Raw genomic sequence first — 15,066 nt, 5'->3', positions numbered from 1 at the left:
TGCAGGTGTGTTTCGGCTGGCATGTTTCGACGCATTTTATTATAGAAACGCCCATAACAGGGAATAGCTTTTGGAATTTGGAATCCGGGTAGGCCTGGTAAACCCGCTGGTTACCAGGTCCCGGTAAACTTGGAAATCGAAGCCCCCAGTGCTGATACATTTAAAAGGTAAGCATTTAATTCATAATATATCTTTATAGGGGTTATAGACTTTTTAACCACAGAAACAAACAGCACCAACGATGATTAATAAAATAAACAACACTACAATCAGTATAAAGTCACCGCATCCTTGGGCAGGAAAACAATCGGCATAAACAGGTGTTGCATAGGAGCAAGCCATTGGCTGGGGAAGAGGCGTAATTGGTAAGGCATTTGGTATTGCATTGGGCAAGGCGTTTGGTACTGCATTTGGCACCGCATTTGGAAAGGCATTTGAAATCGGTAAGGCATTATGCATTTAATACACTTCCTTTCGAATGTAGGGACAGTTAATATGACATTACATTATATAGTACACTCGGGGAGAAAATTGGAGCCCGTCTAGATCAGATATGGGCATGATTTAGTGACAATCACTTTTAGCCTTTCTAACAACCATGAAGCGAATCCGTTTGGTAACTACTTTGAAACCTCTGCGCAATTCTGAGTATTTTTGTATCAAACCTGTTTCTATGTGTGCTTTTATTTCTCCCTCTTGTTGTGTGCGTACATACATATCCTCCGAAGCGGTATGTTATAATTTGAATGGTAAAACGAAGATAGAGGTGACCATTCTTGGCAATCCATGTTGTCCTATATCAACCAGAAATTCCAGTCAATACGGCAAATATTGCACGTATGTGTGCTGCCACCAACACAGCCTTGCATTTAATTCGGCCGCTGGGCTTTTCTACAGATGAAGCCATGATCAAACGAGCTGGGTTAGATTACTGGCAGTTTGTCAACATAACGTACTATGACTCATTGGATGACTTTTTTTCAAAAAATCAAGGCGAGTTCTACTATATTGAGACGTTTGGGGAAAAGGCCCATTCCGCCTTTGATTTCAGTCATATAGCAAAGGAACATTATTTTATGTTCGGAAAAGAAACAACCGGTTTACCCAAGGATTTACTGGAAAATAATAAAGACCATTTCTTGAGAATACCCATGAATACGCATATTCGTTCACTCAACCTTTCAAACACGGCTGCTATCTTGGTGTATGAGGCCCTGCGCCAGCAAGGATTCCCTCATTTAAACTAAAAAATCTTCCTGCTTGGAAGATTTTTTGTTTGATTTTTCTATTCGGAATTATAAACGTAGACGATCACCATACACCCCGTTAGCTGAACAGAAACTGCGTTATAAAACAAAAGCTCCATATTAAAATAACGGTCATTTTATCAAAATTGCTTCTAATTATGAAAAAGGGACGTTATCCTTTAAGCGTAAAACCATCCTTTAATGAAAGGGATAAGGATTATTATGTTTCCTCATCCCAAAACAAATCATTTAATGTGCGAGATAGGACTTTGCAGATTTTAATGCACAGACTTAAGGATGGATTGTATTTTCCGGATTCAATTAAGCCAATCGTTTGTCTGGATACGCCAACAGCTTTGGCTAGTTCTTCTTGGGATAAATCCTTTTCAACCCTTGCCAGTTTTAATTTTATATTTTTCATGATTAGTACCTACAATTCGTTATCGTCATCTTGTTTCTTCAAACTAATTTTCTTCGCGAGCAGGTGGATACCGCCAAAAAGAAGAAGAAAAATGGGTACATAGATCACAATAGAAGCAAATGATACCATGGCAAAGTACCAAATACCCTGCGCACGGCCGTCAGCGTATGAAACAGCACTCTTCACGCCAATCATGATGGCCATGACTAAGGCTAAACCAATGCTGGAAAAAATGGTCTTCGAACCCATTGTCGTTTTACTTGTGCGATCGTGCATCTCCACTTCATCCCAATACACCCCCAAGAAAATAGAGCGAATGAGGTAATAAACACCTCCAAAGAAAAGAATCACCAATTCCAAGACCATCAACTTTGTATCCACACCATACTTGAAAACTTTTATCCCGATACTGATAAAACAAATGACCATGATCAGATAATACATTTCCTTAAAAATCTTATTGCGGATATTTTCAATGCGTTCATCCGTGACCTTTCCCGCCCGCTTAAAAATGTTCATTTCCAATCCCCTCCATTTTTCTTGTTCCCCTTTATTATATGATTTAATTTGCAATATGCAATATATATATGACATTTTGGTAAAGTTATTTGTCATCCTGAAGTTAAGGCCTGAAGTTAAGGCCTGAAGTTAAGCTTACCTAATTGAAGAACCAAGGGGACGGTTCTGGTGGCTTTTTTGGGAAGCGGAAAACAGTTCACTTGCTTCGTTTCCCTTTTTAAAATGCCATTTAATATCTATTACTTGATAGTAGCCTCTGCCCCTTTCATGTTAAGGTGCCAACTTTCTTCCTTTTACTAAAGGTTCTTTGGCAGCAATTTTCGACATATTTTCTATGCAATAGGATGGTGTTGTTCAGGATTGGGGCGGGGTGGGGGAGTTTTAATTAATCGTTTGATTAGTACATTTCTTGTTAATCAAACGTTTGATTGGATTTGCTGCTTTTGCTGGTACAGAGGGGATTTCGAGACATTTGGGGTGCGAAGTTTGTCAAGAAAGGGTTGGTGGTAACGAGTAAAACTTAAAACATGTTAGCAGGCGGAAATAGAGCATGAGAACCGTCCCCGCGCGCCTCTATGTATAAAGACCGCTAATCTGATGTATTCTATCTTTGTTACTACACTAGGTAAATTCTACAAAAGGAGCCCTTTGCATTATGTTTTCATACCGAGGGGATGCACACAAAGTATATCTTCAACTGCAAAAAACCGTACATAAAAAAGAATCTGTCAATGATATGAAAGAGTTCGCGGAAATAGAAGAAGTCATGGCTCTTTATCAATCGTTGGATAGCAGTACATTAAGACTTATTTATTATCGAATGGTCAAAGAGAAAAACGGATCCGGCTTTATTCCCATCTTTTTAACCTCTGTTCCCTGGCTGCTGCTGATGTTTTCAAAGCAAATTACTGACTTACTTGGAAGTTTACTTTGGGTATCCTTTGGCTTTATTTATCTTTTCATCCTCATTATAGGCGTGATTCTCCACTTTCGTGAAAAGGCATGGGCAGCCTTTCATATGGAAATTATTCAAGATATTTTGAGTGAACGAAAAGAAGAGATGCCAATTTAAAGAAAGATTTGAAGATGTTTACAACGACACAATTGGAGGAAGTCGCAAAGTAACCACCTTCATTTGCCAATGAAGGACTAATCTTTTAAAAATTACTGAGATTCGTCCCTCATCAAGGCTATGAGGGACGAATCTTTTAAAAAGCCACTGAGATTAGTCCTTCATCAAGGCTATGAGGAACTAATCTTTTAAAAAGCCACTGAGATTAGTCCTTCATCAAGGCAATGAAGGACTAATCTTTTAAAAAGCCACTGAGATTAGCCCCTCATCCAGCTATTGAAAAGCAATTCTACTAAAAATGGCTAGTAAAAATTTTTTTACGTCGCTCTTGGCCCATAATCCATCTAAATAAAGGGTTCAGCTTCCTGCTTGTGCCGGAGGCTGAACCCTATTTATATGGATTTTAGGATTTTACTTGACTGTCGATTACGGCCGGCATTGTTTTTCGGCGTAGGAAGAAGATGATGCTCACGACGATGATAAAAGGCACTCCCACGATCCATGCGACTCGGAAGTCTGAGGAAAAGGCCATCGTAATTAGAATGGCACTTAATAATATAATCCCAATCCACTGCAATAATGGAAACAAGGGTGCCTTTACAGGCAGTGGTTCCGGGTGATGCAAATGGACCGTTTTTCTAAAGTTCAAGTGGCTTACTAGAATGATGATCCATACGAGGATGCCGCCAAATAGGGCAACCCCAAAAAGATAATTAAACGCCATGGGACTAAAATAGGACACTAGACTGGCAATCAAGACGCCTCCGCTAGACGCTAAGATCGCATTCACAGGGGTTCCCGTTTTGCTTAAATTCCCTAAAGCTTTGGGAGCGTAGCGGCCGCGTGATAAGGAGAAAAGCATTCGTGATGTGAGATATAGATTTGTGTTCATACTTGATAACGCAGCTGTTAATACAACAAAGTTCATAATACCGGCTGCATACCGAATGCCAGAGCTTTCGAATACTTTTACAAACGGGCTCTGTTCCACTACTTGTGCACCGGCATGTGCCCAAGGGACGATGGCAAGAATAATGGCCAACGACAAGATATAGAAGAGGAATAATCGGATAATCATCGTTTTCATGGCTTTTGGAACAGCCTTTTGTGGGTTCTTTGACTCACCGGCGGTAACAGCAATAATTTCTACTCCATAAAAGGAGAAAATGGCCATCAGCACACCCATCCACACCCCTTTAAACCCATGTGGAAAGAAACCCTGGTTGTCTGTATAATGGCTAAAACCTACGGATTCAGAATGTCCAATTCCAAATACGACGGTGATTCCGAAAATGATAAAGAGAACAATAGCCACGACTTTAATCATCGCAAACCAATATTCAATCGTTCCAAAATTCCCTACAGAACGGCTGTTTACATAGAGGATAATGGCACCAAATCCCAGTGCCCACAGCCAAACAGGGATCGAGGGGAACCAATATTGCATATAAATTCCTACCGCTACAGCCTCGCTCCCGATGGCAATCACTTGTGCGGCCCAATACGTATACCGAACTAAAAACCCTACCCAGGAATTGAGATACATTTCTGCATAAGTACCAAATGAGCCAGCTGTAGGGTGAACTACCGCCATTTCAGATAGACTGAACATCATGATCACCGCAATACACGCAGTAATCACATAGCTAATCAGTACACCCGGACCTGCATAGCCAATCGCAATTCCACTTCCCATAAACAATCCAGTTCCTATTGCTCCACCAATGGCAATCATCGTTAGTTGTCGGTCAGTAAGGGCACGCTGTAACCCTTCTTCTTGCTTGATTAAATGATCCTTCATAAACTGGCCTCCTCATTTTTGTATCGTTGAAGTAAGGATATCGATGAATCCACGCTTTTTCCTGCAATGATAATGCTAATAAATGTAAGAACCGTATGATCAAATCCGTCTGTTAAAAAGGTTAAAAAAAGGACAAAGCCATTGACGACCATCATCGTTTTTCCAATCGTGATGAAGGGGAAATGCTTGGCAATCACGACGCTGGCAATATCGAGTCCACCGGTGGTTGCGCCAGCTTGAATCACGATGCCAATACCAATCCCAGAGAGAACCCCGCCTAAAATACAACCGACTATGGGTGAAGGAAGGGTGGGGATTGTCGATAAAATGGCTAAGAAGAGAGAGAGTGCCCCCATTCCAATTAAACTAAAGAAAGCAAAAGAGGAACCGATGGAACGGTATCCAATTAAAAATAAGGGAATATTGAGTACAAAATAGATTAGTCCTAAGGGAGAATGCAGGACGTTCGCCACGATGACCGCAATTCCCCCTAATCCTGGTGCTGTAATCCCATTTGGTTTTTGAAAAACATAGTAAGCAGCAGCTACAAGGAAGGTTCCTAGTAGAATCGATGCGATTTTTTTACTTTGTAATAAGAGCATGGGCAATCGCCTCAATGGTTTGGACTATTTCTTCTTCTGTGTTGTAGAAATGTGGAGCAATTCTAAGCACATCATTACGGGCTGATACAATCATTCCTTGGGATTTCAAGTGACCTTCCAAAATGCCGGCATTTTTAACCCGTATGGCGGTATTACTTCCTTTTTGCTGAATATCTAATGGACTTGCGATCTCCAGTCCATGTTTTTGCGCCGTATCTATACAAACGCTAGATAAATGTTCTAAATAGGCTTCAATTGGTTTGATGCCAATATCATTTAAGAGTGAAATTCCCGCATGTGCTGCATAGGCATTGATCATGGGTGGTGTACCTGTATCAAATCTCCTGGCACCATCCGCGTAGTCTAAAATTTGATTGGTAAAGGCAAAGGGATTTTGCCGGCTAAACCATCCGGTTGTCAGGGGTTCCAATTGATTTGCGAGTTCTTTTTTTATATACATAAAGGCGATTCCCGGAACTCCTAGTAAAAACTTCTGGGCTCCCGCAACAAGGGCATCGATATGGCTGTCTTTGACGTCAATCGGAACGCTTCCCGCTGACTGATAGGCATCGACAAATAAGAAGGATCCATTGCTATGTGCAAGGGAGGAAAGCGATTTCAAATTTTGCTTGAAGCCGTTATAATAAGATACATGTGCGATGGACGTGACAAGCGTATTTGTATCAATTGCTTTTTCATAGGCTTCAAATGGGATTGTATGATTCTCATCAGCAGGGACAAAGGTTACTTCCGCATTTCTCTTTTTGTGAGACAGCCAAACATGTCCAATGCATGGAAAATCAATATCTGTTGTCACTACTTTATTTCGATCGGATGTAAAGGAAAGTGCACTTGCGAATGCGGAGGCGGCGTCCGAAACACTAGATAATACAGCGATCTCTTCTGGATCGGCATTGATCAGTGCGGCAAATTCACTTTTTGCATCTTGAACCCGCTCCATCCAGCCGTTCCAATCCATGCCGTTTTCAGTCCAGCTTGCCAGGTAATTATTTATAGCCTCTTTCACGGGTAGGCTGATCGCGCTTTGTGAACAGCTGGATAAATGAATGGTATTCGTAAGTGTTGGGAAAAGTTTTCTTTGTTCTTTAAAAGGATGATTCATCTACTTTCTTCCTTTCTATAAAAATATCCATTTCAATTTCATTAGGTTAAAGGAGGCGTGTACAAATGAACTTATGGGTGGAACAAGGAAATTGGGATCCTGAACTTTTTAAGCAGCATGGAACGAGAAAGCTCTACCCAAAGGGTACCTGCCTTTTTATGGAGCATCAGGCTTTGTCGGATATTTATTTAATCCTAACTGGACGAGTAAGGGCGTACCTGTTGTCCCCTTCTGGTGAAGAACGGCATTTGTTTGTAATTGGGTCGAATTCTATCATGGGTGAATGCAATGTTTGGTCTGGTGAAACCTATCCGTATTGTGCTGCTGCCTCAACAGAAATAGAAGTCATTCGAATTCCCCATGAACCATTCCGAGAAATTGTTAGAGGAACTCCAGGCCTATTTGAACGAGTGCTGCAATCCATGAGCCAAAAACAAAACGCCTTGCTTGTGCAAACACACCTAATGAGTTTTTCAAACATTGAAGAACGTGTCATGTTTGTGCTGGCACAATTGGCTGAAACATATGGCGAATGCTCGGGCGATGGTGTTTTGATTGCCATACCCTTTACCCATCAAGAACTTTCCCAGGTCGTTGGCTCTTCAAGAGTAAGCGTCTCCAATGTCATGCTTTATTTACAAGAAAAGGGCTTAATTAGTAAAGTAAATAAACAATACCTGATTCACTCCATAAACGCCTTTAAACTTTTAACCTATGATAAGTTTAATTCCAAACACGATTGAATTCTGTAAAGTGTTTTACAAAATCCCTGAATTTAGTGAATATTCCGCAATATAAGATGGAGAAACACATACTGGTTTTCCAATAAAATAATATTTACGAAATTTTTTATTGAGTCTATAATAACAAAGCTATTGAACGAACGGATTGTTAGGTATAGGGCTTAGAATTTTACCAGATGCCTATGGATTAATTTTTAGATTTCCAGTTTTATAACATAGAAGCCTGATTAAGGGGAAATGTACGTGTTACGTGTGATGCTCATTGATGATGAAGAAGATGCACTTGATCTATTAGAAATATTATTACAACAGAATGAAAATGTAGCGATTGTTGGACGTTATACGGATCCTTTCCAGGCGTTACAGGCCTTTGAAGGGAATGGGATTGATCTTGTTTTCCTTGATATTGATATGCCTGGCCTTAAGGGGACAGAGGTTGCGAGAAAAATGAAGTCGGTTAACCCTCAATTAATGGTGGTATTCGTAACGGCCTATTCAGAATATGCCGTTGAGGCATTTGAAATTCAATCGAATGATTATTTAGTAAAACCAGTTACACCGGAACGATTGCAGCTATGTATTTCACGTATCCGGCCTATCATCATAGAACAGCGCCAATCTCAGAATGAGATAGTCCACCCTTATATCCAGTGTATGGGAGGACTCTATCTTCATTTGCCTGGTGATCAGAAACGGACACTATCATGGAAAACAAAAAAGGAGAAAGAAGTGTGTGCCTTTTTGGTTCATCATTTTGATCAACCTGTCGATACAGATAGTATCATTGAAGCAATTTGGCCTGAGCATGATTTGAAGAAGGCAAAAGGGTATTTATATACGTGTTTGTCGTACTTGCGAAAGAGTTTAAAAGAATCTGGGCTTCAGGTGGAAATAAATAAAATCGGAAAAGGATTTGTCTTTACAGCAAACGGTGTAAAAAGTGACGAGCAACTGGTGAGGGAGAAATTGCTAGACCTACATGCAAACGGGGACTTTGATGAAACCCTTTTTCAACAAATCCATTCTCTATATAAAGGAGACTATATGGAGAGTTCTGGTTATCAGTGGGGAGTCTCTAGGCAAATCGAGTTAAAGAATCTGTATATTCGTGCGGTAATTCGGCGTTATGAATATTTCAAAGACCGAAATCTGACGCTGGCAGAAGAAAGTTTACAGTGTATATTGACGATGATCCCTGATTCTGAAAAATATGCCCGGGAATTGATGCGGATATACATAGAATTAGGCAGGCGGAATGCGGCCATTGTGGTATATAGGCATTTGGAACAAACGATTAATGAACTGGGAATTGAATTAGAACAAGAAACGGTTCAGTTATTGAAGCAACTGAACGTACTTTTACATTAAAAGAGGCATGTATGAGAAAAAAGATCCAATCCATTACCATTACCTTCTTGATATTCGTTTTGATTTGTTTCGTTCTCTATTTTGCTTTTACCGATCATACGAAACAAACTCCAAAAGCAGCAGAAGGGTATTTACAACTTTCCTCTTGGGATTTCTCTACGGACCAGCCTGTTCCGTTAAATGGTGAGTGGGAGTTTTACCCCCATCAGCTTTTGTTCCATGATGATTTTGATTCTAATGGAAGTAAATTAAATCGAGATATGATCAAGGTGCCGGGGAAATTCAATCGCGAGATGAAGTCGCTGGGTGTGGCAACCTATCGCTTGCATGTAAAAGTAAAGGATACCAATCAAGTTTATGGCTTGAAATTATCTTCGATACAATTAGCCAATCGGATTATGCTGAATGGGAAGACCATTGGCAAGAGTGGAAAGCCGGCGGAAAAAGGTGGCTATGTAGCAAGGAATAAGCCTTATACAAGCTATATCAACTTACAGCCGGGATGGAATGAACTCATTGTTCAAGTGGCCAATTATGACTTACGGGGAAGCGGTGGGATTAACGGACCACTCTATCTAGGTTCTGCCAAGCAAATTTCTGCTCTAGACAATCAGGCACTCTCCCATGATTGGATTATCGTTGTTTCCTTTCTGATTATGGGTCTGTATTTCGTCGGGTTATATTCACAGCGTAAGGAAGACACTTCCTTGATTATTTTCGGACTGGTCTGTATTTGTTCGGCACTGTTTGCGGCAGTAAGTGGAGAAAGAGTCATCTTTGACCTATTCCCCAAGCTTCCATTTTGGTTATATTATCGGATACAGATTTTATCTTCTATTGGCACGGGGATGGGGATGGTCCTTTTCGTCTATACAGCATTTCAGTCGTATTGTTCACGAGCTATCATTCAAATTGGCTTGATTGCTGGATCCATCATGAGCCTATTGGCGCTCGTCTTTCTTACGCATCTTTATACAGGTGTGTTTTTACCGATTATATCAGGATACATCACGTTGACATTATTATATGTTACCTATGTTTTCGTATTAGCAGCTCTCCATCGGATAGAGGGCAGCATTTATCTTGCGGTGGCTGCGGTAGCTTTAATCGCCTATGCACTCACTCAAACGGCCTATTCCTATTTTGCTGTACGGGTATATAAGGTGATTCCCTTTGAACCGTTCCTGTTTTTAATCATGCTGGCGTTGTTTATGTCATGGCGGTTTTCAAATGCCTTTCAGAAAAACAAAGAGCTCTCTGTCCGGCTTATTAAAGCGGATAAAATGAAGGATGAGTTTCTTGCTAGAACCTCCCATGAGTTTAAATCGCCGTTGCATGGCATTATGAATATCTCACGTTCTATTCTGAATGATCCGGATCATCCATTAACGGAGGGCCATCGGGAACGGCTGCAATTGATTACCACCATTACAGACAGACTTTCACAGTTAGTGTATGATATTTTAGATTTTTCAAAGCTACAAGAAGGAGAATTGACCATTCACTTAGAACCGGTCGATATCCGTTCAACGATTGACGTCAATCTGCAAATCTATTCTTTTCTGGCGACAGATCGAAATATTCAGCTGGAAAATCAGGTACCTGAGAATCTGCCATATGCGCTTGCGGATGAAAGCCGCGTTGTCCAAATTATCAGCAACTTACTTGATAATGCTATTAAGCATACTGAAAATGGTGTTGTTCAAATTGTGGCTGATGCACAAAATGGAATGATTGAAATTTCTGTTCGAGATACAGGTGCGGGGATGGAAGAGGAAAAGATTCCGCATATTTTCGAACCCTTTCAATCATTGGAGTCGCAGACAGCTCAGCAAGGAGTAGGACTGGGATTGACGATTGTCAAGCAGCTTGTTGAACTGCAAAATGGGGAAATACGCGTTTTATCCACAAAGGGTGAGGGAACCACATTTACCATCGCTCTACCGATTGCAAATAGAGGAGACGAACCAACTAAAAAGAATCAGGATACGGGTAAAACGGCAAAGCTGCCGGAGTATACCTTTCCAACGCCCTATTATTTGGAACAACAAGGCGAATATACTGTTTTGATTGCGGATGATAACTTTTCTAATTTAAGAATATTAATCGATGCCCTTACATCCATGCATTGTAATGTCATTGCGGTTCAAAATGGTCATGAGGTGATGGAGCAGCTTAACAAACCACATTCGATTGACTTGGCTATTTTGGATCTAATGATGCCAGGTATGTCTGGTTATGAGGTTTGCCAGGCCATTCGTACGAACTATTCCTTAACAGAGTTCCCTGTGTTAATGGTAACAGCAGCCATACAACCGAAGGATAAGGTGTCCGCCTTTGAGGCGGGAGCGAATGACTTCTTGCCAAAACCATTTGACCTGGATGAGTTAAAGGCAAGGATTGGCAGTTTGCTTGCGTTGAAGGATTCTTTCAGCAGGGCCTTAAATTTAGAGATCGCTTTCTTGCAGTCACAGATTAAACCGCATTTTCTTTATAACGCGTTGAACAGTATTGTCGCGTCAAGTTACAAGGATATGGAAAGATCGAGAAATTTAACGCTAAAGCTCGCTGATTATTTACGAGGAAGTTTTCATTTTAATAATTTGCAAAAGCGGGTTCCCTTTAGCCAGGAATTAAATTTGATTCAATCTTATGTAGAGATTGAACGAGCTCGGTTCAGAGACCGCATTCAAGTTGAATACAAGATTGATTCCGTTATGCACGACGTCAAGATTCCTCCACTTCTCATTCAGCCGCTTGTTGAGAATGCCATTCGGCATGGGATTGGGAGGCGGCTTGAAGGAGGAACAGTGAAACTAACTGCCTATCGTGATCGGGGATATCATCATTTCGTAGTTGAAGATAACGGAGTAGGGATGAAAGGGAGCTTTCTGGAAAGTTTAGATGGTGATACAAACGAAAGCAATGGAGTAGGGTTAAAAAATATTCGTAGAAGAATGAAGCATGAGTATGGTTTGGACTTGACTATTCAAAGTGAGCCCGAAGTTGGGACAAAAGTATCAGTGCGAATTCCTTGTGAGCCGGAATAAAAAAGTCAACTCGAAAAAACGAATTACCTGTCAAATCGCGACAGGTAATTCGTTTTTTTTTAAGGTTTCTTTAAGGTTGGATGTCGTATGATGTTGAAATGTGTAGAAACGTGATATTTATCACACGAAAAGGGGTTGATTTTTTAAGATACTAGTAGGTTTATACCACTGAAGCAAGAAATTCGGGTTCGAATATAGAGATTTGTCAATAAGAATAAATACCCTATACTTTATTTTCGATATGTACAAAAGGATAGAATGATATTTTTAGATTCTACTTTTAGGCACAAAGACACATGTGACTCTTCCTTTTATGTGGGTGTTAGGTTGGTGGTGTGTGTGTGAAAATTTCAAACAAGAGGAGAGACGAAATTGAAGAGTAAAAAGAAACTGAATAAGGCCTTTACTTGGGTACTACTCGTTACCATGATTTTTAGTTCCATTAGCACTCATCTCTTCCTTTTTCCAAAGGAAAGTTTAGCGGCAGGGGGCTTACAGGTCACAACGGGCCATACCAAAGAAGAATTGGTTCAAAACATAGTAGGGACAGGTGTTGAGGTAAGCGATATTAAGCTAACGGGGAACCCGCAGGCATTTGGTATGTTTAGCGGGGATAGTAGTATTGTTGGTTTTGAGAATGGAATTGTGTTGAGTACGGGGAAGGCTCAAGATATTGTGGGCCCAAACATATCTAATAAAAAATCAACAGAGTGGAATACACCAGGTGATTCAAGTTTATCTACATTAGCAGGAAATATTGCTACGAAGGATGCCGCTATTTTAGAGTTTAATTTTATTCCTAAAGGAGATCATATTTCATTTCAATATGTGTTTTCTTCTGAGGAATACAACGAATACGCAAATAGTGAATATAATGATGTCTTTGCCTTTTTTGTCAATGGAAAAAATGCCGCACTAATCCCCAATTCGACCACACCAGTGTCAATCAATACGGTGAATGGTGGGAAACCTTATGGGGTTAAGGCTAATAACCCAGAGTACTTTCGCAATAATGAGATCAGTACTGTAAGTGCAGCAGACAAGATAAATACTGAAATGGATGGTTTGACCGTTGTTATGTCTGTTTCGGTTCAAGTAACTCCAGGTGTGAAGAATAGTATAAAACTAGCCATTGCTGATGGCTATGATAATAGTTACGATTCCAATGTATTGATTAAAGCAGGTAGCTTAAACGACCGGGAGGTTCAACCAGGGCAAGTTTCCTTGGATTCACGGAAAGATTATGATGTGACCGTCAAACGTACTGGTGGTAGTGATGGTATGGCGGCAGTAGATTGGAAAGCAAAGGATCAGAACGGAACGGTTGTGAAATACGGTACTATTACATTTGGTGATGGTGAAACGGAAAAAGTAATCACGGTTCCAGGAACGACAAAAACCGTTGAGTTAAGTAATCCTAAGGGTGGGGCGACAATTGAACCGGAAAGTACCTCCAAGCCTTTAGATCAGATTCCAAACAATACGGTTCCGGGAGCACCGACAGATGTAACGGCAGTTGCAGGGAATGGTCAAGCAACCGTAAGTTTCACAGCGCCTGCCAATGGCGGAAGCAATATTACTGGATATACGGTTACAGCCCATCCTGGGGGAGCCACTTCAACGGGTACAAGCAGCCCGATTATCGTACCAGGATTAATAAATGGAACATCTTATACGTTTACCGTTACGGCAACAAATGCAATCGGTACATCGGAAGCATCGGCACCTTCAGCGGCAATCATCCCAGAGGATATCATTGGGGCAGCTAATATAGCTATAGAACAAGCGAATGATGCTGAAAATTACTTTAAACATGTTGGCGGGGTAGAAACGGAAGAGGTATTCATAGCTGTAGCAGAGCTTTTAACTGAATTGGAAGCGGCATTAGGTGTTACCCCGCAGGATCTTCCATCAATTAAAGAAGCCACACAAAAATTAGTGGATGCAGTTCATACACTAAATGAGGCAAGTAAAATAAAAGAATTAAACAATGCAATTGAAGCTGCAGAAGATGCAAAGAGCAAGGCGGAAGCAGCGAAAGATCGATTTAACCATGCTGGTGGGGAAGAAACAGAAGCGGAGTTTAAAGCCGTAGAAGTGGCGTTAGCAGAATTAGAAACAGCTTTAGCGGAAAATCCACAGGATCTTCAAGCAATAAAAGATGCCACGCAAACATTAGTGAATACGGTCAATGCATTAAATGAGGCAAGTAAAGTAAAAGAATTGCACAATGCCATTGCAGCTGCGGAAGAAGCGAAAAAGCAGGCAGAGGCAGCGAAAGCCCGCTATAAAAATGCAGGCGGTGGGGAAACAGATGAGGAATATAAAGCTGTAGAAAAATCGCTAGCTGAATTAGAATCTGCCCTTACAGCGGAACCTCAAGATAGTGAAGCAATCAATGAAGCAACGAAAAAGGTATATGGGGCTGTAAAAGCATTAAACAAATCAAGTAAAGCGAAAGAGTTAGTTAATGCAATTGCGGCAGCGGAAAAGGCTAAGAAGAGTGCAAAAATATCAAAAGAACGTTTTTCAAAAGCCGGCGGTAAAGATACCGATGATGAGTATATGGCCGTTGAAACAGCCTTAATAGAATTAGAAGTGGCATTAACAGCCGATCCATCACATACAAAGGCAATTAAAGATGCAACGAAAAAAGTAAGTGAGGCCGTTAAGGTATTAAATGATGCCAGCAAAGCAAAAGAATTAAGCAATGCGATTGTTGCGGCGGAAGAAGCAAAAAAGCAAGCAGAAACAGCCGAAAATTGTTATAAAAAGGCTGGTGGCGAGGAAACGGCGATAGAATATAAAGCGGTAGAAAAGGGCGTAACGGACCTAAATGCAGCCCTGGCCGAAAATCCGAAGGATACAAAAAAAATCAAAGAAGCCACAAAAGCGTTAACAAAAGCGGTCAAAGAATTGAATAAGTCTAGCAAAGCGAAAGAATTAAGCAATGCAATTGCGACTGCAGAAGAAGCGAAAAAGCAAGCAGAAACAGCAGAAGATCGTTACACCAAAGCTGGTGGCGAAGAAACTGCCGCGGAATATAAAGCGGTAGAAAAGGCAAAAGCAGAACTAGAAGCAGCTCTTGCAGAAGACCCGCAGGATACGAAAAAAATCAAG

At 40.8% G+C, this 15,066-nt stretch carries 12 protein-coding genes; 6 read left to right on the top strand and 6 right to left on the bottom strand.

The window, feature by feature from the left end; genetic code table 11:
- Window positions 1–213: 213 nt before the first annotated feature.
- Window positions 214–342, bottom strand: coding sequence for a YjcZ family sporulation protein (locus tag G6554_RS26335; RefSeq protein WP_166241906.1), 129 nt, complete (start codon window positions 340–342; stop codon window positions 214–216).
- Between the two features lie 434 nt (window positions 343–776).
- Between G6554_RS26335 and trmL the strand changes: the two genes are divergently transcribed.
- The gene (gene trmL, locus G6554_RS11350; RefSeq protein ID WP_166241841.1) at window positions 777–1,247 is read left to right on the top strand and encodes a tRNA (uridine(34)/cytosine(34)/5-carboxymethylaminomethyluridine(34)-2'-O)-methyltransferase TrmL; all 471 of its coding nucleotides are present in this window, start codon (window positions 777–779) and stop codon (window positions 1,245–1,247) included.
- A 220-nt stretch (window positions 1,248–1,467) separates the two neighbouring features.
- Here the strand turns inward: trmL and G6554_RS11345 are convergent, their stop codons facing one another.
- Both G6554_RS11345 and G6554_RS11340 read right to left on the bottom strand, forming a co-directional pair.
- Window positions 1,468–1,668: a helix-turn-helix transcriptional regulator gene (locus tag G6554_RS11345; protein WP_166241839.1), complete on the bottom strand. Its 201-nt coding sequence runs from the start codon at window positions 1,666–1,668 to the stop codon at window positions 1,468–1,470.
- A gap of 9 nt (window positions 1,669–1,677) precedes the next feature.
- Window positions 1,678–2,187 carry a DUF6773 family protein gene (locus G6554_RS11340; protein WP_166241837.1) on the bottom strand — a complete coding sequence of 170 codons (510 nt, stop codon included), beginning with the start codon at window positions 2,185–2,187 and terminating at the stop codon, window positions 1,678–1,680.
- Between the two features lie 655 nt (window positions 2,188–2,842).
- On the opposite strand from G6554_RS11340, the gene G6554_RS11335 reads away from it, so the two are divergent.
- Window positions 2,843–3,259, top strand: a complete 417-nt coding sequence (locus G6554_RS11335; protein WP_166241835.1) for a hypothetical protein — start codon at window positions 2,843–2,845, stop codon at window positions 3,257–3,259.
- A 403-nt stretch (window positions 3,260–3,662) separates the two neighbouring features.
- Here G6554_RS11335 and G6554_RS11330 read toward each other — a convergent pair whose 3' ends face one another.
- The 3 genes from G6554_RS11330 to G6554_RS11320 are packed head-to-tail and all read right to left on the bottom strand — an operon-like array spanning window position 3,663 to window position 6,785.
- A complete protein-coding gene (locus G6554_RS11330; protein ID WP_166241833.1) occupies window positions 3,663–5,060 on the bottom strand; it encodes an amino acid permease in 1,398 nt (465 codons plus the stop codon).
- Window positions 5,057–5,662 carry a YitT family protein gene (locus G6554_RS11325; protein WP_166241831.1) on the bottom strand — a complete coding sequence of 202 codons (606 nt, stop codon included), beginning with the start codon at window positions 5,660–5,662 and terminating at the stop codon, window positions 5,057–5,059. Before G6554_RS11325 ends, G6554_RS11330 begins: the two co-directional genes overlap by 4 nt.
- A complete protein-coding gene (locus G6554_RS11320) occupies window positions 5,643–6,785 on the bottom strand; it encodes an aminotransferase class V-fold PLP-dependent enzyme (protein WP_166241829.1) in 1,143 nt (380 codons plus the stop codon). Before G6554_RS11320 ends, G6554_RS11325 begins: the two co-directional genes overlap by 20 nt.
- 65 nt (window positions 6,786–6,850) lie before the next feature.
- Between G6554_RS11320 and G6554_RS11315 the strand changes: the two genes are divergently transcribed.
- From G6554_RS11315 to G6554_RS11300, 4 genes are all read left to right on the top strand, one after another.
- Entirely contained in the window at window positions 6,851–7,528 is a 678-nt protein-coding gene (locus tag G6554_RS11315; RefSeq protein WP_166241827.1) for a Crp/Fnr family transcriptional regulator, read from the top strand.
- 243 nt (window positions 7,529–7,771) lie between these two features.
- Window positions 7,772–8,896, top strand: coding sequence for a response regulator (locus tag G6554_RS11310; protein ID WP_166241825.1), 1,125 nt, complete (start codon window positions 7,772–7,774; stop codon window positions 8,894–8,896).
- Window positions 8,897–8,907: 11 nt separating this feature from the next.
- Window positions 8,908–11,946, top strand: a complete 3,039-nt coding sequence (locus tag G6554_RS11305) for a hybrid sensor histidine kinase/response regulator (RefSeq protein ID WP_166241823.1) — start codon at window positions 8,908–8,910, stop codon at window positions 11,944–11,946.
- Between the two features lie 372 nt (window positions 11,947–12,318).
- A partial coding sequence (locus G6554_RS11300; RefSeq protein ID WP_242692140.1) for a choice-of-anchor L domain-containing protein occupies window positions 12,319–15,066 on the top strand: 2,748 nt, incomplete at its 3' end.

Source organism: Bacillus sp. MM2020_4, from assembly GCF_011250555.1.
Lineage (GTDB): Bacteria > Bacillota > Bacilli > Bacillales > Cytobacillaceae > Neobacillus.
Note: the sequence above shows the minus strand (reverse complement) of the source record. Positions and strands in the feature narration are given on the sequence as shown.

Coding starts and splice junctions, on each gene's coding strand:
- G6554_RS26335 (WP_166241906.1), bottom strand. CDS start 342: ATGGCTTGCTCCTATGCAACACCTGTTTATGCCGATTGTTTTCCTGCC.
- G6554_RS11345 (WP_166241839.1), bottom strand. CDS start 1,668: ATGAAAAATATAAAATTAAAACTGGCAAGGGTTGAAAAGGATTTATCC.
- G6554_RS11340 (WP_166241837.1), bottom strand. CDS start 2,187: ATGAACATTTTTAAGCGGGCGGGAAAGGTCACGGATGAACGCATTGAA.
- G6554_RS11335 (WP_166241835.1), top strand. CDS start 2,843: ATGTTTTCATACCGAGGGGATGCACACAAAGTATATCTTCAACTGCAA.
- G6554_RS11330 (WP_166241833.1), bottom strand. CDS start 5,060: ATGAAGGATCATTTAATCAAGCAAGAAGAAGGGTTACAGCGTGCCCTT.
- G6554_RS11325 (WP_166241831.1), bottom strand. CDS start 5,662: ATGCTCTTATTACAAAGTAAAAAAATCGCATCGATTCTACTAGGAACC.
- G6554_RS11320 (WP_166241829.1), bottom strand. CDS start 6,785: ATGAATCATCCTTTTAAAGAACAAAGAAAACTTTTCCCAACACTTACG.
- G6554_RS11315 (WP_166241827.1), top strand. CDS start 6,851: ATGAACTTATGGGTGGAACAAGGAAATTGGGATCCTGAACTTTTTAAG.
- G6554_RS11305 (WP_166241823.1), top strand. CDS start 8,908: ATGAGAAAAAAGATCCAATCCATTACCATTACCTTCTTGATATTCGTT.